This window comes from Bartonella sp. 220B, from assembly GCF_026930205.1.
In the GTDB taxonomy this organism is placed as follows: Bacteria; Pseudomonadota; Alphaproteobacteria; order Rhizobiales; family Rhizobiaceae; genus Bartonella.
On sequence record NZ_JANHOI010000002.1, the window covers coordinates 84,817 to 103,236 of the forward strand.

At 37.0% G+C, this 18,420-nt stretch carries 16 protein-coding genes, 1 other RNA gene and 1 pseudogene; 6 read left to right on the forward strand and 12 right to left on the reverse strand.

Features of this window, described 5'->3' with window-relative positions:
• Window positions 1–72 precede the first annotated feature (72 nt).
• The 11 genes from miaB to NPX99_RS02070 form a co-directional block, all read right to left on the reverse strand.
• Complete coding sequence (gene miaB, locus NPX99_RS02020) at window positions 73–1,449, reverse strand: tRNA (N6-isopentenyl adenosine(37)-C2)-methylthiotransferase MiaB (protein ID WP_269030100.1); 1,377 nt, start codon at window positions 1,447–1,449, stop codon at window positions 73–75.
• Window positions 1,450–1,480: 31 nt separating this feature from the next.
• Window positions 1,481–1,972: a ribosomal protein S18-alanine N-acetyltransferase gene (gene rimI / locus NPX99_RS02025; protein WP_269030270.1), complete on the reverse strand. Its 492-nt coding sequence runs from the start codon at window positions 1,970–1,972 to the stop codon at window positions 1,481–1,483.
• Window positions 1,972–2,655, reverse strand: a complete 684-nt coding sequence (tsaB, locus tag NPX99_RS02030) for a tRNA (adenosine(37)-N6)-threonylcarbamoyltransferase complex dimerization subunit type 1 TsaB (protein ID WP_269030101.1) — start codon at window positions 2,653–2,655, stop codon at window positions 1,972–1,974. Before tsaB ends, rimI begins: the two co-directional genes overlap by 1 nt.
• Before the next feature lie 95 nt (window positions 2,656–2,750).
• Window positions 2,751–3,779: a YeiH family protein gene (locus NPX99_RS02035; RefSeq protein ID WP_269030102.1), complete on the reverse strand. Its 1,029-nt coding sequence runs from the start codon at window positions 3,777–3,779 to the stop codon at window positions 2,751–2,753.
• A gap of 85 nt (window positions 3,780–3,864) precedes the next feature.
• The gene (gene recR / locus NPX99_RS02040) at window positions 3,865–4,470 is read right to left on the reverse strand and encodes a recombination mediator RecR (RefSeq protein WP_269030103.1); all 606 of its coding nucleotides are present in this window, start codon (window positions 4,468–4,470) and stop codon (window positions 3,865–3,867) included.
• A gap of 37 nt (window positions 4,471–4,507) precedes the next feature.
• Window positions 4,508–4,831, reverse strand: coding sequence for a YbaB/EbfC family nucleoid-associated protein (locus NPX99_RS02045; protein ID WP_269030104.1), 324 nt, complete (start codon window positions 4,829–4,831; stop codon window positions 4,508–4,510).
• A gap of 14 nt (window positions 4,832–4,845) precedes the next feature.
• Entirely contained in the window at window positions 4,846–6,786 is a 1,941-nt protein-coding gene (locus NPX99_RS02050; RefSeq protein ID WP_269030105.1) for a DNA polymerase III subunit gamma/tau, read from the reverse strand.
• Between the two features lie 229 nt (window positions 6,787–7,015).
• An RNA gene (ffs, locus tag NPX99_RS02055) (signal recognition particle sRNA small type) lies at window positions 7,016–7,113 on the reverse strand.
• A 779-nt stretch (window positions 7,114–7,892) separates the two neighbouring features.
• The gene (locus tag NPX99_RS02060; RefSeq protein WP_269030106.1) at window positions 7,893–8,300 is read right to left on the reverse strand and encodes a hypothetical protein; all 408 of its coding nucleotides are present in this window, start codon (window positions 8,298–8,300) and stop codon (window positions 7,893–7,895) included.
• A gap of 388 nt (window positions 8,301–8,688) precedes the next feature.
• Window positions 8,689–9,552 (reverse strand): prephenate dehydratase, encoded by an 864-nt coding sequence (locus tag NPX99_RS02065; RefSeq protein ID WP_269030107.1) that lies wholly within the window; start codon window positions 9,550–9,552, stop codon window positions 8,689–8,691.
• Window positions 9,549–10,280, reverse strand: a complete 732-nt coding sequence (locus tag NPX99_RS02070) for a 3-deoxy-manno-octulosonate cytidylyltransferase (protein ID WP_269030108.1) — start codon at window positions 10,278–10,280, stop codon at window positions 9,549–9,551. The genes NPX99_RS02065 and NPX99_RS02070 overlap by 4 nt, the downstream gene beginning before the upstream one ends.
• Window positions 10,281–10,384: 104 nt before the next feature.
• Between NPX99_RS02070 and NPX99_RS02075 the strand changes: the two genes are divergently transcribed.
• The 4 genes and pseudogenes from NPX99_RS02075 to NPX99_RS08795 all read left to right on the forward strand — a co-directional run bounded on the left by NPX99_RS02075 (window position 10,385) and on the right by NPX99_RS08795 (window position 15,148).
• Complete coding sequence (locus NPX99_RS02075; protein ID WP_269030109.1) at window positions 10,385–10,972, forward strand: c-type cytochrome; 588 nt, start codon at window positions 10,385–10,387, stop codon at window positions 10,970–10,972.
• 1,213 nt (window positions 10,973–12,185) lie between these two features.
• Window positions 12,186–12,928 (forward strand): annotated as a pseudogene (locus NPX99_RS02080) (ThiF family adenylyltransferase).
• Complete coding sequence (locus NPX99_RS02085; protein ID WP_269030110.1) at window positions 12,925–14,175, forward strand: MFS transporter; 1,251 nt, start codon at window positions 12,925–12,927, stop codon at window positions 14,173–14,175. Before NPX99_RS02080 ends, NPX99_RS02085 begins: the two are co-directional and overlap by 4 nt.
• 721 nt (window positions 14,176–14,896) lie before the next feature.
• Complete coding sequence (locus NPX99_RS08795) at window positions 14,897–15,148, forward strand: hypothetical protein (RefSeq protein WP_442864043.1); 252 nt, start codon at window positions 14,897–14,899, stop codon at window positions 15,146–15,148.
• 291 nt (window positions 15,149–15,439) lie between these two features.
• On the opposite strand, the gene NPX99_RS02095 is transcribed toward NPX99_RS08795, so the two are convergent.
• Complete coding sequence (locus NPX99_RS02095) at window positions 15,440–16,183, reverse strand: molybdopterin-synthase adenylyltransferase MoeB (RefSeq protein ID WP_269030111.1); 744 nt, start codon at window positions 16,181–16,183, stop codon at window positions 15,440–15,442.
• 87 nt (window positions 16,184–16,270) lie between these two features.
• Between NPX99_RS02095 and gshB the strand changes: the two genes are divergently transcribed.
• Window positions 16,271–17,209, forward strand: coding sequence for a glutathione synthase (gene gshB, locus NPX99_RS02100; RefSeq protein WP_269030112.1), 939 nt, complete (start codon window positions 16,271–16,273; stop codon window positions 17,207–17,209).
• A gap of 145 nt (window positions 17,210–17,354) precedes the next feature.
• Complete coding sequence (locus NPX99_RS02105; RefSeq protein ID WP_269030113.1) at window positions 17,355–18,398, forward strand: substrate-binding domain-containing protein; 1,044 nt, start codon at window positions 17,355–17,357, stop codon at window positions 18,396–18,398.
• Window positions 18,399–18,420: the final 22 nt, after the last annotated feature.

An 18,420-nucleotide genomic window follows, 5' to 3' on the forward strand; every position in this document is an offset into this window, starting at 1 on the left:
TGTAATCATTTTCCTCAAAAATAAAAGGTTTTTTTTGAAGCCTATGTTGTATACAAAGTATGAAAGGCATATCTACACATTTGCTATTTCACCGACAAAACTGTTTGAGCTTACGTCTTTAATATGAATTGTTATCACAGTGCCTGTAGAGGACTCTGTATCTACGGCAACAGGTAAAAGCCAAGGAGAACGACCTACCATTTGTCCCGAATGACGCCCAGCTTTTTCAATGAGAACATCAGTTGTTTGACCAATTTTAGAACGTAAAAATGCATTTTGCTGTTCAAGAAGAAGCACTTGTAAATGTTGAAGCCGAGCATCTTTTACAGTTTCATCAACATGATTTTTCATTGTTGCCCCAACTGTTCCAGGTCGCGGTGAATATTTGAAAGAATAGGCTGAACTGTATTGTACTTGTTTAATAAGTTTAATAGTTTCTTCAAAATCTTCATCTGTTTCTCCTGGAAATCCTACAATAAAGTCACCTGAAAAAGCAATATCAGGTCGCGCGGTACGAATTTTTTCGATAAGCTGAAGATAATGAATGCTTTTGTGTTGGCGGTTCATTGCTTTTAAGATACGATCTGAACCTGATTGAACAGGAAGATGCAGGTAAGGCATTAATATATCAAGGTCTCGGTGAGCGGCAATAAGGCTGTCATCCATATCTCGCGGGTGGCTGGTTGTGTAACGGAGACGCTTTAAACCATCCAATTTGGCAAGGTGATAGAGAAGGTCGCCAAGGCGCCAAGTTTTTCCATTAGCACTTTGTCCATGCCAACCATTTACATTTTGTCCAAGCAGCGTAATTTCTTTGACACCGGCTTCAATGAGTTGGCGTGCTTCCTCAGTAATTTGCTCGACAGATCGTGATATTTCGGCACCGCGTGTGTAAGGAACAACACAAAAAGTACAAAATTTGTCGCAGCCTTCCTGCACTGTTAAAAATGCACTCACGCCTCGTTTTCTTACAGCGCGTTTATTATGAGGTGGTAAGTGAGCAAATTTATCTTCAACAGCATAATCTGTTTCGATAACTTTTTTTCCTTGTTTGGCTTTTTTTAACAAGTCTGGCAACCGATGATACATTTGCGGACCAATAACGAGGTCTACTGTTGGAGCACGGCGCAAAATTTCACTTCCCTCAGCTTGTGCTACACAACCAGTTACGCCGACCATCAAAGGCTTATCAGGTGTTCTTTCTTGACGCATCACACGTAAACGTCCAAGATCAGAATAGAGCTTTTCTGCTGCTTTTTCACGAATATGGCAGGTATTAACAAGAATAAGATCAGCATCATTTGGTGTTTGTGTCGTAACATAACCTTGTGAATGGAGACTATCAGTCATTCGCTGGCTGTCATACACATTCATTTGACACCCATAGGTTTTGATAAAAACCTTTTTAGGTGTAACTGGAGGCGTATTTTTAGGATTTACTTTATTCATGATGCATGTTTAAATGTTTTTCACGCAGATCTCAATCTGTTTGCTTAAAAGTTTTTTGCATAATGATTGCATCTGTGCGGCTATTTTTTGACTGGTAGTAAGCAGGTCGTTTAGCAACTTTTTGAAATTCGAAATGTTGATAAAGGTTTAAAGCAGAGAGATTTGTTTCTTCTACTTCCAAGAACAGTTTTATAGCGCGTTCGTGGTGAAGATGGCGGAGTGTGCTATCGATAAGCAAGGTACCAATTCCTTTTCGACGAAAATGAGGGTGAACAGCAATTGTGATAATTTCTGCTTCATCTAGAATGAGACGGCATAGACAAAAGCCTAATATTTGATTTGGTTGACCAATGAAGGAGGCTTTGTATCCGAAAATAGAGTGATCTGTTAAGAAATTATCAAAAGCTTGTTTTTCCCAAGCAGGGGTAAAACAATGCTGATGAATTTGGTGGAGGGAAGCACTATCATCGGCTTGGAGGAGAGCAATCCAAAAATGTTTTTTTATCAATGAAAATTTAAACATCATTTTTTACGTGGTAAAATAAAACCTGTTTGTTGTTTTGCATCAGCATTGCGTAAATAGAGTGGACGGGGTGGATTTTGTGGCTTTTTGTTTGCGGCAAGGTGGGCATAGTTTACAATATCAGCTGCTTCGCAGAGGGTTTTATTTTGCACAATTGTTTTGTTTACTTTATTCTTTTTTATGTATAGCGCAATGATATCAGCTGCTGGACCGGTTAATGTCGTTTGCTGTGGTAAATCTTTGATAATATTTTCAATTGTTTTTAAGCCAGGCGCCCCTAAAGGTGTAAGATCTTCATTAAAGTTTTGATAATAGAACATGTCTCTTCCAGCTTCAATAACAACAGAGATTGCTGAGGTAGTATTTTTGTTGCTTGTCTGTGCCGCTAATGCTTCCATTGCACTGATACCAACAGCTGGTATTTTGAGTGCGAGTGCCAAAGCTCTTGCTGTTGAAACACCTACACGCACACCGGTGAAGGATCCAGGTCCAATATTGACAGCAATGCGATCAACCTGATTAAGAGGCATATTAGCTTGGTCAGTTACTTGTGCAATGTATCCAATCAGTTTTTCAGCATGTCCTTTATTCATGCGTTCGCTGATGCGGGCAATGACAGATTTATGACGAAGGAGTGCAACAGCGCAATAAATTGAAGCAGTGTCTATAGCAAGGATAAGCATAAAATATTCTCATTTAATGTGATAAAAGACCACTGTATTTTCAGTCCCTGTTTGTTTTGTTGATGTGTTGCACAACATTTTAAAAAGATGCAGATTCAAAACATTATATGATTCAATTCAATTAATTTTATCATAATAAGACTGCAGGCAGTAAGAATGAGTATGGAGCAGGTTGAAACTAAAATAACACGCCATCCTGCTTTTTTTAATGATCGGACATCAACGCCTAACCCCAAAGCTGCCATTGAAATGACAGTGAACAACTGAGCAATAAATCTAATGGGGATGAGTGTGGTTTCAGGCATAAGATTGCTGGAGCGGATCAACATCATGATAATAAAACCAATGATAAACCATGGAACAAGAGTGTGCCAACGCAAACGCGTTTGTGCCGATCGATGGTAAAGAATTGATAAAGCAAAAATAAGAGGACCTAACATAAGAACGCGCACCAATTTAACAACTGTTGCAATTTGAACACTTATAAAAGAAACAGATGCCGTAGCTGCTAAAACCTGTGGTACAGCATACACCACCATACCCGCAAGAACACCATATTGGCTAAAGGATAGATTGAGGAGTGGATGTAAAAAAGGGAGGAATAAAATAATAAGAATACCCAAAAGAGCGGTAAAAGCAATTGATGCTGCTATTTCCTCATGTTTTGCTTTAATGACAGGTGCAACGGCGACGATAGCCGAATTACCACAAATAGCATTTCCACAAGCAACGAGCATTGCTAAATGTGAAGAAAGCCCAAAAAGTCGACCGATAGAAAAACTCATAAGGATGGTGATGAATATTACAAATATAATACTAGCAAGTAAACTCCAACCCGCTGAAAAAACAGCATGTATGCTAATGCTTGCCCCTAGAAGAACAATAGCAAATTCAAGCAGTGTTTTTGCACAAAAAGTTATACCTTTTTGAAAATATGTTGGTAAAGCAAAGCAACTACGTATAATCGATCCTAAGAGAATTGCTAAAACAAGATTCTCGAGCCATGCTTGTCCCAAAAGTTGTTTTTCTATAACTTCTATACCATACGCTAAGATTGATATCAGTAAACATACCAAGATACCAGGACCAAAGTCGTTTAAAAGGGAGAGATTTTTCTTTATCAATTTAAGACTTTGCCCCAAAGGAATGATAGTGTCAAATAAGAGCAGTGATAGCAAAAAAAGTGAGAAGAACAAAGAGAAAAAAGTTTTAAAGATTTGTTCTTGCTTGTAAGGCTGCGGCCAAGGTTCCATCATCAAGATAATCTAATTCACCTCCTACAGGCACTCCATGGGCAAGCCGGGTTACTTTAATTGAAAAGTTGGAAAGCTGGTCTGTGATGTAGTGAGCTGTTGTTTGTCCTTCAACAGTGGCATTAACAGCTAAAATAATTTCTGTAATTGAGTTTTTTACAACACGCTGTACTAGGGGGGCAATGTTAAGTTCATCTGGGCCTATTCCATCTAAGGGAGAGAGTCGTCCACCCAAGACATGATAACGGGCTGCTAAAGTTTTTGCACGCTCAAGAGCCCACAGATCAGCAATATCCTCAACAACAATAATTGTTGTATCATCGCGGCGGGGATCTGTGCAAATGGAACAGGGGTCAGTTGTATCGACATTCCCACAGACAGAGCAAATACCGACTTTTTCTACAGCTGCTTGTATCGCTGTTCCTAAAGGTTCCAATAAGGATTCCTTTTTTTTAATGAGGTGAAGTGCAGCACGACGTGCTGAACGTGGACCAAGACCTGGTATTCGTGCTAAAAGCTGAATGAGACGCTCAATTTCAGGTCCTGCAATATATTTAGACATATGTTTATCCCCCGAGATTAAATGCAATCCGGTTCATTTAGAGTGGCAGTTTTAAACCCGATGGGAGCGGCAGCCCTGCTGTTATACTTTTGGTTTTTTCTTCTATAGCTGTTTCGATTTTTATTTTAGCTTCATGGTGAGCTGCTACAATGAGATCTTCAAGAATTTCAGCTTCTTCAGGATTGAGTAATGAAGGATCAATTTGAATCGCCACTATAGCATTTTTGCCGTTTAAGGTGATGCTGACAAGACCACCGCCTGCAGAGCCAATGGCTTGCATATTCGCCATTTCCTCTTGAATTTGCTGCATTTTTTCTTGCATTTCCTTGGCTTTTTTCATCATGTTCATCATGTTACGCATAGAAATGGGTATCCTTATTCATCATTGATATCACTTTCGTTTTTTAAAGTATCAGCATTTTTAAAGGTATTGGGGAGCAAATCAAGATCGTGTTCTTGTTTATTCAAGCGAATATCGACAATTTTTGCTTCTGGAAAATGGTTGAGTATTTTTGCAATATCGGGATCTGTTTGTGCATTAGAAAAAAGAGTCTTTTGGATAGCCACATTTTCTTCTTGTAGAGTTGGCCCCCCTCCTTCATTAACAAAAGTTATAGTCCAACGTTTTTTTGTCCATTGGAAAAGTACTTTTTCGATATTACGGGCAAGTGAAAGAGGAGCGTTTTCAGCAAGTCTTAAGGTAATATGTCCCGGTTTAAAAGAAACAGGGTGAACAAATTCTTTAAAAAAAATTTTGAAAGAATCATCATTATATTGTTCAGCTAATTTAACAATATCGTGCAAAGAATTAATAATGATGGGTTGCGCTTCAGTCATCTCTTTTACTTCTTGCACTGATGAATGCGATAAATCTGCAATATCTTTAGAAAGTGCAACAGATGGAGAAGTTTCAAAAGCTTTTGTTTTTTCAAGGGTGTTTGTGTTTTCAAGATGTAGAGTTTTGACTGAATCTTTTCGTTGTAAAGAGTGGTCTAATTGGTTGTCAAACGGTGTTTTTATAGCGGATTGATTTTGTGATGTGTTTGAAATATCTAGGACAGAAGAGGTACAGACAGCTGTTTCTTTTGTCGTATTATTTACATTTGTGGATTCTTGATGCGAAGCATTTGAAACAATTGTGGGGGGTGTTTTTTCTTGGGCAAGCTTTTTCAAAGTTTCATCAAGCGTTGGTAGATCAGCAGTATGTGCAAGACGAATAAGTAACATTTCGGCAGCTTGGAGGGGATGTGCGGTTTGACTAACTTCTTGTAAGCCTTTGAGCAACATTTGCCAGTTTCGAGATAAAACAGGGATGGAAAGTTTTTTTGAAAACTCTAGGCTTCTTAAACGTTCTTCTTCAGAAAGCGAGAGATTTTCAACTATCTCTGGAGTAAAACGTAGACGTGTAACCAGATGATTAAAATCGGCCAATTCTGTCAATATAGTAAGAGGATCAGCGCCTGCATCATATTGGCTGCGTAATTCATGCAATGCCTCTACAACCTTGCCTTTCATAATGAATTCAAAGAGATCAATGATACGTGCTTGATCGGCTAATCCTAACATGACGCGCACTGCAATGGCACTAACCTTGCCATGGCTATGCGCAATTGCTTGATCAAAAATGGACAGTGCATCACGTACAGAGCCTTCAGCAGCGCGAGCAATCATAGAGAGCGCTTGCTCTTCTACTTCTACGTTTTCATATTTTGCAATTTGGCGCAAATGCGCAACCAAGACTGCTGATTCAATGCGCCGAAGGTCAAAACGCTGGCAACGTGAAAGGATTGTAATAGGAACTTTACGAATTTCTGTTGTTGCAAAAATAAATTTGACATGCGCTGGTGGTTCTTCAAGTGTTTTCAACAAGCCGTTAAATGCTTGCGTTGAGAGCATATGCACTTCATCAATAATATAGACCTTATAGCGTGCAGAAACAGGGCGGTAACGTATTTGTTCAATAATTTCACGAATATCATCAATACCTGTATGTGAAGCTGCGTCCATTTCTATAACATCGATATGGCGTCCTTCAATGATTTGCGTGCAATGTTCACCGAGTGTATCCAATACAGTTGTTGGTTGGTTAATATCTTTAGTTTTGTAGTTGAGCGCCCGTGCCAAAATACGCGCTGTTGTGGTTTTACCCACTCCACGAATTCCTGTGAGCATCCACGCTTGTGCAATGCGCCCTGTTTCAAAGGCATTTGTAAGGGTACGCACCATTGCCTCTTGACCAATAAGATCAGAGAAATTCTGAGGTCGATATTTGCGGGCAAGAACACGATAGGTTGTTTCTACCGGCGTATTTTTCATCAACGATTCCAACTTTGAAGCTCTTTATGGTACATTCCAATAATACAAAGGCACAGATTAACACTGTACATTAATATAAAAGGATTTTTTCTCAATCAATTTATTTTTTGAAAGAACAGGACAATTTGCTTAAAGAGAGCCAAATTTCTTCTCTGCTTATACACAACGTTCCTTTAAAAATTCAAAATGCTTCACCAAAAAATGATAAAGATATGATTTACTTGATAATAAAGGAGGCTGGTACAATGACCCGTACCAAAACTCGTTGGGGCTGCTTCTTTCCAGACCTGACCCAGTTGGCGAGCAGTTCGTCCACCACCAACCTCCCAATCTCATATTGTCGATTTAAAATGAAAAATCAAGCTAAGAAACAAAAAAATATGACAAGAGCGATAAAGAAATTTTCTTTTGAGTTAAACTTATACCATAAACAATCAATAGGATGAAAATTCATTAACTTTCATTGAGAGAGTGCATCATATATTATTAAATATGAACAAAAGTTTTTATTTTTTACAAGATTAAGGAGATGTTAATTAACGAAGATCTGTTTTGGAGTTTTTTGGCAGGAATATGCATTTTGGGGGAAATATTTTAAAATGATGAAAAGTTTTCAACAATCAAAACGAGAGATTTAACATACAGGTTATTGAATAAATTGAAATTAGAAAATTGGGGGGAAAATAGTGTTACCAAAGAGCATATTCCCTATATTACATCACTTTCAATAACGGACGGGACGGATCTTTAACAGTCCGAAAATACGCCTCATTGACTTAAATGTTCGCTCTATAGCGGTCAAGACTTGAAAACTGAAAAGCAAAGCCGAGTTTTTTTGATGCGATTAAACTATCAAGCGGATTGAATATTTTTATGAAAAATTGCTCTGATGTTCTGATAATGAAACAATACAAAATACAATTGGCTGCAAGAGTTACTCAATATTTAATTTTCCGCAATTTCGTTTGAATAGTTTGATTTTGTTAAACAAAACACAAACGTCCCTTTAAAAAACAGGCATTGATAGCTTACTCTGCCCGATTTAAAAAAGCTCACTTCAACAATTACAGAAATCTATACAAATTTAAATGCTTTTGGAAAGACTATCAATCGTAATCCCCTGTATCACAATTTGTTCCAATAATTCTTTTCTTAGTAACATTTTTAAAAACATAATTCCCTGACGGAGGGAAGCTTACAGTGAGAGATTTTACACCTTTAAGCCTAAAAATTTGATGTTTTTTATTATGTGTTATTTTCTTCTCATCATCAGCAACAATTTTTAACTTTTCTAAGTCAGAAGGGGAAGAGTAAGATAAAGTAAAAGACGCTCTCTTGGGCTTAAATATTTTACAAGAGTATTCAACACCGTGATGCATCTTATCGGGTGTGCCAATCTTAGCACTTTCACCTGGCGCAAAATCCCATTCTTTTTCACCAAATCCAGCAAACGCAACACTGGAGTAAACAAGAATATTGGCAGCTAATAATCCTTGACTGAAAATTTTTTTCATTTTTTTCCCTTTTGTTCTAAAATATGATTAATGATAAATCAGTTTTTGTAAATAGAAAAGATCAAATCTATAAAGCAAAAAGCGGGGTGCAACTGTACTTTGCAGCTTTATAAAAATGATTTTGAGCATTTCTTGAGTTCTAAACAATCAAAAGCAGTTTGATGTATTCTGAGAGAAATTTAAATTATTTAATGACCTTATTTAGAAGGTTTATAGTTACTCTTTTAAAATAAAATCGAATAAAGATTATATCTTTTCTCCAAGGGCTCTCTTTTGTATGGGGGAGATGGGGAGCCAAAGGAAATTATGAATTGTTATTTATGGTGTTTTTTGTCTATGCTTAGATTGTATTCTTTGTTGTCCACAAAAATAGACAATTAATTGTTCCTCATAGATGTGCTGTTCGATCATTTTGAGCAGGATAAATACCGATAATGCGCCATTCAGCAGAGAAGAAAGCGAGTTCTTCTAGAGCAAGTTTCATCATAGGCTCTTCAGGATGCCCCTCAATATCAACGAAGAATTGTGTTGCATTGAAATTTCCACCAATTTGGTAGCTTTCTAATTTTGTCATATTAATACCATTTGTGGCAAATCCCCCTAGAGTTTTATAAAGGGCAGCTGGTACATTGCGCACACGAAAAAGAAGACTTGTGATGATCTTTTCGCCATTTTGGGGTTTTGGTATATGTTTTTGAGAACGCGAAAGAATGACAAAACGCGTAATATTATGAGGACTATCTTCAACATTTTTTTCAAGAATATCAAGTCCGTAGAGATCAGCGGCGATCAGAGGAGCTAAGGCTGCTTGTGAACGTTTTGCATCATTTTTAATCAATTTTGCGGCTCCAGCTGTGTCAGCAGAGGTAACAGGTATCCAGCCATGATTGCGTATAATTTTACGGCATTGTGCAAGGGCATGTGTATGGCTATGTACGGTTTTAATTTCTTCAAGCGTAACACCGGGTAAAACCATGAGTTGAAAATGAATAGGTAAAAAATATTCACCAATAATATAAAGGGATGATTGCGGTAAGAGGTGATGAATATCCGCAACGCGCCCAGCAAGAGTATTTTCAATAGGAATCATAGCAAGATCAGCTTGTCCACTTTCTACAAAGTTGATGGCATCTTCAAAAGTAGTACAGGGTACAGCATCCATCTTGGGAAACAGTTTGGAGCAAGCAATATGAGAATTTGCACCATATTCTCCTTGAAAAGAGATTTTATTAGTTTTTTTAAGTGTTTTCATGCTAAAATCTTACGGACTCTTTCAAGATCATGTTGTGTATCGACGCTTAAGGGAATGGTATCGACTATTTCTACATCAATACGCATATTATGTTCTAATGCGCGTAATTGTTCAAGTTTTTCACGTTGTTCGAGGGGAGAGGGGGTAAGCGCCACAAATTTTTCAAGTGCCTCGCGGCGGTATGCGTAGATTCCAATATGATGAAAAAGGGGGCCTTCTCCATAAGGTGCTGTTGTGCGGGTAAAATAAAGAGCACGAAGGCGATTTTGAGAAAGCGGTGTCCCAATAATTTTGACGACATTGGGATTACTTTTTTCGTCTTCTTCAATGATTTTGGCACCCAAAGTTGCGATATCGGTGAGATTGTTTTCTAGAGGGCGTAAAGTACTGATGATTTCATGAGGCATTATTGTTGGCAGATCACCTTGTAGATTCAAAATTGTATTGTAGCGTTGTTCAGGATCAATACGTGTTAAAGCTTCATAAATGCGATCAGATCCAGATTTATGATCGTAAGATGTCATGATACATTCATGCCCATAAGTTGTTACAGCTTTAGCGATATTATTATTATCTGTTGCAACGAGAGTCCGCCCTATTGCAGCTTTTTTTGCTTTTTCAACAACATGAACAATCATCGGTTTTCCGGCAATATCAGCAAGAGCTTTTTGGGGTAGGCGAGTTGATCCTATACGGGCAGGAATAAGAATAATAGGTTCAAGTGTCATTTTAGCGTTCCCAATACCGTGTGTAATGCATTTATAATATTGTATGTTATAAGGAAAAAGCTTAAACTAAAAATGGTAATGAAACCGTGAACATTTGAGTTTTTATGAATCGTCCGAGATTTGTTTATTTTATTTGTGCTTGTTTATGTGTGCTGGCTATTATTTGGGGAATTTCTATACTCAGTGATATAATCTATGATAATTCTCCATCGGTTCAACATCCTCATATAGTTACCAAGAATGACGTATCCAAAGAGAAGCAGCAGGTATCTGAGAGTTCTTTATCACTAAGAGATCGTCTTCAACAAGGCAATCTTGAAAATGGGCGTAAAATTTTTCACCAATGTGCTATATGCCATACCTCTGGACGCAATGAATCTGGTCGTGTTGGTCCAGTGCTTTGGGATATAGTGAACCGTCCTTTGGCGGCGGCACCAAGCTTTGCTTATTCACGAGCATTGCGTGCAAATTCTCATCAAAAATGGGATTTTGTAACTTTAGATCGTTATATACAATCACCCCGTAAAGCGTTTCCAGGAACCATTATGTCTTTCCGTGGAATAAAAAATGATCAAGATCGTGCCGATCTTTTGCTTTATTTACGCAGTTTGTCTGATCATCCTGTCCCTTTGCCAATGGATAATAAAGAAAGCGAAAGAGATCAGACTAAAGATAAATTATTTCAAGAATAAACTATTTTAGAAAGAGATGTGATTGTTTTTTAGACTTGCATTTATAATGACAGTTTCAATCTATTTTCGTTGTATAGCAAGATTCACTACATAACATAAAATATGTAGATATTTGAGTTTAATACGTTGGTTTATTATTGGCACACGGTGGTTTTCTATTATTAAAGAGTTTTCCATTAGAACTTTAAAATTTATGCAGTTCGTTCTGCTCAGAAAGCCCTTTTGTTTTCTTGTAATACATTGTTTATAAGCAGTTTTTTTATCAAGAATAAAAGTATATTACCAAAATTTATCCGGTAAAGTAATAGAGGGAAGGCGTTGAATTTGATACCCATTTAAAATTGTGATAAAGGTTCAGTTTGCATTTTCTCTTTAATTATTGGAATGTAATAAAATATACTTATGAGTGATTGAATCACAATAATCCAAGCAAGGTTGGAAAATACAAATATCAGGCAAAGCTCTATTGAGAGTTTTGTTTAAAAATAAAATCACTCTCATTTTTATCAAAGAAAGCAAGTAAAGAGTTGTGTTGTGGGGCATTTGAATTTTGTTGAAGTTAGCCGATTAAGGGTCATAGAAACGAAAGCTCGACAAAAACAGGTTTTATTTGTCGTTTGCGAATGCAAAAGAGAGTTTTATATGCATTAGGGTGTTTTCTATTTTTTAAGGAACTTTATGCATATTTTTATCAGAAGATACACGCTAGGTCATATATAAAGCCTATTGACAATAATAATATGTTGTTTCAGGCTTCTTTCTGTTACATGAGTGATGAATTAATGGAGATATTTAAGTTAAGGGAGCATTACGTATCATATAGGCTTTAATTGATAAAAAAGATTCTTTTCTCTAGAATAGCTTTTGAGGGAGATGTTTTATTTAATTTGAATACATGGGAATAATGGAACAGCAATGTATTTATAAAATACATCTGTTTTCTTATCTGTAAAGGGAACACATTTTTGGTGCCAGTTCAAAGAAGTTTGTTATCAATAAGAAAAAAGACTGGGGAAATTTTGTACTTCTCGCTGCACAATGGATTGAAAAAAAACGATAGAAGAAGCTCATAATTTGTTATCGCCAATCATGTTAAGAGAAGACTTTAACCGTTTAGCTTTTTCCCAACCATTTCCTTATGTTAGTAAAAACATCGGACAATATCTTCAATAATCGGTATTCGAGAAATCATTTTCATTATCAAAGTTACGGTATGAATCCAGAGTCCATTCAACGTATCCTTTTACAAGAAGTAGTAGTCATTTTAGGATGTGGAGGAATTGGTCATCATGTCTCAGCGATATTTGCGTCCTCTGGTGTGGAAAAATTAATTCTTGTCGACAATGATGTCATCGAGATAACCAATCTTACCAGACAAATTTTTTTACTGAACAAGATGTTGAACTTTCTAAGACAACTGTTCTCGGGTGTGAGTTGATACAAAGAAACAATCAAAGTGAGGTAAGTGAATTACAAATGTTGATCACTGTGAAAGAAGATATTAACAAACTGCCTAAAGCCGATTTGTGGATTATTTCTGCTGATGAACCTGAACATCTGGTACCATGGATAAACGAATGGTGTGTAAAAAATAAACAAGCTTATATTAATTCCAGCTATGTTAATGACATTGCTGTATTTGGACCCTTTTACATACCTGGAAAAACAGGTTGCTATGCATGTAGCTCATTCATAGGTAATCTCCCTGAAAAAAGCGATGGTTTAATCTATGAGGCTTGCGCTGCTATTAACAATAATTTTAAAGTTGCAACATTTCCTCCTGTGAATGCTCTTTCAGCTGCCATGTGTGCGAATGATGCTCTTAAATTTCTGGGGGGATATGGTGATCTACTTTCCGCAGATCGCCGCGTGGGGATATGGAGTAGCAAACTCTTTACAGAAGAGCGTTCCTTAAAAAAGAATCCTCATTGCAAAGTTTGTGGAACAAAGCAATGAATAGACCTCGAACGCTTGCTATAACCTATGGATCTTACCATGCGATACGAATGCTAATCGGTGTTTATCACGCCATTTTTCTGATGTCTATGGGGGTCACTCTTTCCCAATTGGCTTTGCTGCAAATCGCCTTTTCGGTAACTGTTTTGCTTCTTGATTTTCCTTGTGCTGTTTTAGCTGACAGATATCGACGTAAATATTCAGTCACGGCTGGAGTTTTTATGACGGGAGTGTTTTATCTTCTCTGTCTTCAAGCTCCCAATATGACAGTGCTCATTGTTGCACAAATCCTCTATGCAGCAGGAATTTGCCTCATTGCCAGTGCCATTGACGGCTGGATTTACCATTCTCTAGGCAACAGACAAGACCATTTTTCGCATTATGCACATCTCTCTCACCAGATAAACTCTTTTGGTAGCATTATCAGTGGTATGATAGGAATTGCAACGATCTATTATTCTGGGCAATATTTTATGGGATATATTATCTCAAGTTTGATGATGGGAATAATTTTTTGTATATTTCTTATTGTTCCTGAAGAAAAAGCATTTGTGGGGGACGGAACAAAAACAAAGACGATTTTGCAAAATGCTAAGGAAACGCTCTGGATATTTCAAAACACTGTAGGAGGAGCGTGGTTTATTTTGTTGATGTGCCTGTTTAGCGCTGGCATTCAGGTTATTTATCACTTCTGGCAGCCGATAATACTTTCAGGTGGAAAAATTGACCACCTCAACAGCTCGCAGATGTTAGTACTCATGTTCTGCCATATCGGAACCTTCTCGGCTCAATATTTTTCCAATTCACTGATGTCAAAATATCACGTGTTTGATCAAAAATATAAAAACTCTATAAAGTGTTTCTCGTTTTTTTCTGCCCTTATGTGTATGGCTCTTTATTTTTTTGTCCATAGCAGTCAAATTATTGCGTCAATCATGGCATTTTCATTAATTCATGGATTTATTTGTACTGTGCCGATAGGAGCAAAGAGTTTGTTTTTCTCAGAGCTTAACCAAAAACAAACCCAACATATTTCTGGCATTGTTGGTGCTGCATCCTTTTGCGGAAGAATATTTTCAATAGCAACATTAAGCGTTATTTCATTTCTCCCTGCAAAAATTGCACCGTCTTATTACCTTTTATTACCAACTTTAACTTTTTTCATGTGTGGTTGGGTTACTATCAAGTGGATGTCGCTTTCTGGTAAATCTATTTTGAAAAATATAAAAATGCACTTGAAAAAGTGATTGTTTCTGCAGCCTAATAGATTAGAAAAACGATTAAGATGCGTTTTATGCATGAAATAAGATAATCTCTTAACAGAATTTTCTATGTCGTAAATGACTAAATGAAGTGCATTGTAATCATCTGGAATTCTATACTGCTAAATTTGGGTTTATTGCATTGAAAACAGTTTCTAAGCTTTCTTTTTTGCTTTTACTCAAGAATGGAAAGAAAAGAATTTTTTCAAAAGAAGTGAGGATAGTAAAAAAGAGGAGATTATTGGTTTATTGAAATTTTACATGCAATTGATGGCTTTTTTCCCTGCTATGTTATCCATATGTTTCTTCTCGTTGACAGAGATAGCCAATGACTCTCGCTCGCGCAATAATTCTCAAGCTACGCTTTATCTACTTGATGAACCAATATTTTCTCTTGATATAAGTATGCGGAGAAAAATCATTGATATTTTGTATAAGACATAATAGATAATAAGTTGATTTATAATGATAATTTACATATTTTGCATGTTGAATTATCTCCTGAATATTATAAGATTTTCTTATCTTAAATCTTCTCATTTATTTGCACGTCATAAGCAGGGATGTTGTGTGGATAAAAACTTTAAAAAAGTAAAAATGCCTCTCATGAATGTTTTAATGAAAGAGCTATCGCAACATTGGGGGTTGATAAATAGAATGATAGCGCCGGTTTGCGTCTTCGCAAGTGAAAAGAGGATGGTACACAATGGCTTATAGCTATACTATCGGATTTCATTGTGAAATGAGTTTGGGTGCTTTAAGAAATGTTTCGTTAAAAAACCGTGAACTGGCAACACAATGGTGTTTTGTTTTACGTGAGGGTTGTGATTTCATGAAAGAGTATGACAAACAAAAGCGTGAAAAGACACACAATCTCCATTATCTAAAAGATATTGCTATAGATGCTTTGGAAAGCCGTAAAGTTGCATTAAAAGCTGATGATAAAGGTGGGAATTGACTTTCTTTACAACTTCATATCCTCCCTAAATAAGGCTATTGGTTTGTTTCAGAGATTACGCAAATCGGTATACACAATGTGTTCGTCCTCATTTACATACAAAAGCTACAACAACAGAAATGTTATTTTGTTTATAAGCCATGATTTGAAAATGATTAAAGGATTGATACATGAAGTGATTGTTAAGTATGGTAAAAAGATGGTTGAGTATGGTTCTGCTAGTTGTATTTTTTGTCCCCAAACTCTTTACAGGCAAACCTTGGTACCTTTCACATTTGCACTGGAGTCTGATTATTTATAGGTAAAGACACTAAATTGTGCTGACAATCCATTATAAAGAAGAACTTTTCCTACTAATGGTTCACCAATATTTGTGATAAGTTTAATGACTTCCATGGCTTGGAGTGTTCCGATGACCCCTGGTATAATACCAACAATTCCGTTTTCAGCACATGTTGGGAGAGTTCCTGGAGCTGGTGGATTGGGAAAGAGATCTCGATAGTGAGGATTATTGTCTTTATATGGCATGAGCACTGTCACTGAACCATTGAAACGCTCTACAGCACCACTTATTAAAGGTTTTTCACATTGGGCAGCATGATCAGCAAGCAGGTAGCGTGTGGCAAAGTTATCACTGCCGTCAACAATGATATCGTAGGCATTTAACAGTTTATCCACATTACTTTTATCTAAGCGTAGATTGTGTTTTTCAACCACAACATGGGGATTTATTTCTTTTAAAGTGGTTTTTGCACTCTCAGTTTTTTTTTGGTTAACCATGTTTGTTTTGTGTATCACTTGGCGTTGTAAATTGGAAAGTGAAACGATATCGTCATCGACAATACCAAGTGTACCAACGCCGGCAGCAGCCAAATAGATGAGAACAGGAGCACCAAGTCCTCCGGCTCCAACAACAAGAATGCGTGCAGCTTTCAGTTTTTTCTGCCCCGCACCACCAATTTCGGGCATAATAATGTGACGTGCATAGCGTTCGATTTCCTCATGGCTTAATTTTGTATTTGCTTCTTGTATCATGAGTTCTCTCTTGTCATCGTTCTTTTAATGTTTACTAAGTTTATAGCATATAGACTAGTTTACTTTTCGTATAGGGAGGTTTTATTCATGAAAATTGCCATTCAGATGGATCACATTTCAACGATTCGCATTCAAGGAGATACAACATTTGCACTTGCCTTAGCAGCGCAAGAACGTGGGCATTCACTTTTTCATTATACACCAGACCATTTATCGATGCGCGATGGTTGTATAATTGCACGATTAGAACCATTGAGGGTCCGTGATGAGGAAGGAAATCATTATGAATTAGGGGAGCCTGTACGTACAGAGTTAATGGATATGGACGTAGTCCTTTTACGTCAAGATCCGCCTTTCGACCTCAATTATATTACCACGACGCATTTGTTAGAACGCATTCATCCTAAGACGCTTGTGGTGAATGATCCAGTATGGGTACGCAATAGTCCAGAAAAAATTTTTGTTACTGAATTTCCTGATTTAATGCCAGAAACATTAATTACAAAAGATATTGCAGAAATAAGCGATTTTAGAGCGACATTTGGCGATATCATTCTTAAACCACTTTATGGCAATGGAGGAGCGGGTATTTTTCATTTAAAAAAGGATGATCGCAATTTAACTTCACTTTTGGAAATGTTTGCACAAATTTATCGTGAACCTTTTATTGTTCAGCGTTATTTAGATGCAGTACGAAAAGGGGATAAACGGATTATTTTGCTTGATGGTGCTCCTGTTGGCGCGATTAATCGTGTTCCAGTAGAAACAGATGCACGCTCTAATATGCATGTTGGAGGACGCGCGGAAAAGGTTGATTTTACAAAACGTGATTATGAAATTTGCGAACGCATTGGTCCAGCTTTAAAAGAACGTGGTCTTCTTCTTGTAGGGATTGATGTGATTGGAGATTATATAACAGAAATTAATGTGACGTCTCCTACGGGTATTCGTGAAATTAAACACTTTGGTGGTGCAGATGTTGCCCATCTTTTTTGGGATGTTGTGGAATCCAAACGTTCAAATTAAATTTATTTGAAGAGAGAATATTATTTTTTTAGAAAAATGATGAATGTTTCTTTTTTATATTTGTTATAATGCAAATGTGAATTACAATTGAGATATTATATAATATAGGCAGAGAATTTTAATTTCTCTTCTAAGGAGTTTATAGATGAACAAAGTGTTATCAGTTGGGATGGGACTGATTTTGGCAATTATATTGACAAATGTTAGTAATGCGCGTGATCAAATACAGATAGCGGGTTCGTCTACAGTTTTACCTTATCAAAAGATTGTTGCTGAGACATTTGGAGAAACGTATCCTCATTTTAAAGTCCCGGTTATTGAATCGGGTGGAACAGGAGCTGGTATTAAAGAATTTTGCCGTGGTATTGGAGAGAATACAATTGATATTGTTAATGCTTCACGGCCGATGAAGCCAAGTGAATTGCAGTCTTGTTTTGATGCTGGAGTAAAAGATGTAGAAGAAATACGCATCGGGTATGATGGTATCGTTTTTGCGACGGATATAAATGGTCCTGACTGGAAATTGCAGGCAGTGGATGTATATAAGGCACTTGCTGCTCAGGTTTTTGTAGACGGAAAATTGCAGCCAAATAAGGTTTCGAAGTGGAATGCAGTCAACAGTACTCTTCCTGAGTGGACGATAGCAGCTTATATTCCTGGAGAAAAGCATGGAACACGTGAAGTTTTTGAAGAAAAATTACTCTTTGTAGGCTGTAAAGCCAGCGGAGCAGTTGATGCGATGAAATCTTTGGGAATGGATGATAAGGCAATTCATGCTGCTTGTGTTGCTGTACGTAAGGATGGAAAGGCTGTTGATATTGATGGGGATTATTCTGAAACCTTTGCGCGTCTGACTTCTAATAGAACAGCAGTTGGGGTTTTTGGTTTGTCTTATTATGAAAATAATGCTGATAAGTTAAAGGTTGCCCGTATTAATGGTTTTGCGCCAACCGTTGAAACGATTATACGTGGCGAATATCCAGTTTCACGTCCACTTTTTTTCTACGTTAAGAAAGCACATCTAGGTATCATTTCAGGTTTGCGGGAATATATTGACTTTTTTCTTTCTGATCAAATGATTGGTCCAGAGAGCCCTTTGGCTGAATATGGTTTGATTGCTGCTTCTGAAAAGGAGCGCCAAGCGCAGCGTTCTGCTTTTTCTGCTGGTAGAGTCATGAGTTTGAAATAATTTTCTAAATCCGCAGTATAGA

What these genes read in the sequence shown, in the direction of transcription:
- NPX99_RS02045 (WP_269030104.1), bottom strand. Translation starts at nt 4,831, where the DNA reads ATGCGTAACATGATGAACATGATGAAAAAAGCCAAGGAAATGCAAGAA.
- NPX99_RS02075 (WP_269030109.1), top strand. Translation starts at nt 10,385, where the DNA reads ATGAATCGTCCGAGATTTGTTTATTTTATTTGTGCTTGTTTATGTGTG.
- NPX99_RS02095 (WP_269030111.1), bottom strand. Translation starts at nt 16,183, where the DNA reads ATGATACAAGAAGCAAATACAAAATTAAGCCATGAGGAAATCGAACGC.
- NPX99_RS02105 (WP_269030113.1), top strand. Translation starts at nt 17,355, where the DNA reads ATGAACAAAGTGTTATCAGTTGGGATGGGACTGATTTTGGCAATTATA.
- NPX99_RS02050 (WP_269030105.1), bottom strand. Translation starts at nt 6,786, where the DNA reads ATGAAAAATACGCCGGTAGAAACAACCTATCGTGTTCTTGCCCGCAAA.
- miaB (WP_269030100.1), bottom strand. Translation starts at nt 1,449, where the DNA reads ATGAATAAAGTAAATCCTAAAAATACGCCTCCAGTTACACCTAAAAAG.
- NPX99_RS08795 (WP_442864043.1), top strand. Translation starts at nt 14,897, where the DNA reads ATGGCTTATAGCTATACTATCGGATTTCATTGTGAAATGAGTTTGGGT.
- gshB (WP_269030112.1), top strand. Translation starts at nt 16,271, where the DNA reads ATGAAAATTGCCATTCAGATGGATCACATTTCAACGATTCGCATTCAA.
- recR (WP_269030103.1), bottom strand. Translation starts at nt 4,470, where the DNA reads ATGTCTAAATATATTGCAGGACCTGAAATTGAGCGTCTCATTCAGCTT.
- rimI (WP_269030270.1), bottom strand. Translation starts at nt 1,972, where the DNA reads ATGTTTAAATTTTCATTGATAAAAAAACATTTTTGGATTGCTCTCCTC.
- NPX99_RS02065 (WP_269030107.1), bottom strand. Translation starts at nt 9,552, where the DNA reads ATGAAAACACTTAAAAAAACTAATAAAATCTCTTTTCAAGGAGAATAT.
- NPX99_RS02085 (WP_269030110.1), top strand. Translation starts at nt 12,925, where the DNA reads ATGAATAGACCTCGAACGCTTGCTATAACCTATGGATCTTACCATGCG.
- NPX99_RS02060 (WP_269030106.1), bottom strand. Translation starts at nt 8,300, where the DNA reads ATGAAAAAAATTTTCAGTCAAGGATTATTAGCTGCCAATATTCTTGTT.
- tsaB (WP_269030101.1), bottom strand. Translation starts at nt 2,655, where the DNA reads ATGCTTATCCTTGCTATAGACACTGCTTCAATTTATTGCGCTGTTGCA.
- NPX99_RS02070 (WP_269030108.1), bottom strand. Translation starts at nt 10,280, where the DNA reads ATGACACTTGAACCTATTATTCTTATTCCTGCCCGTATAGGATCAACT.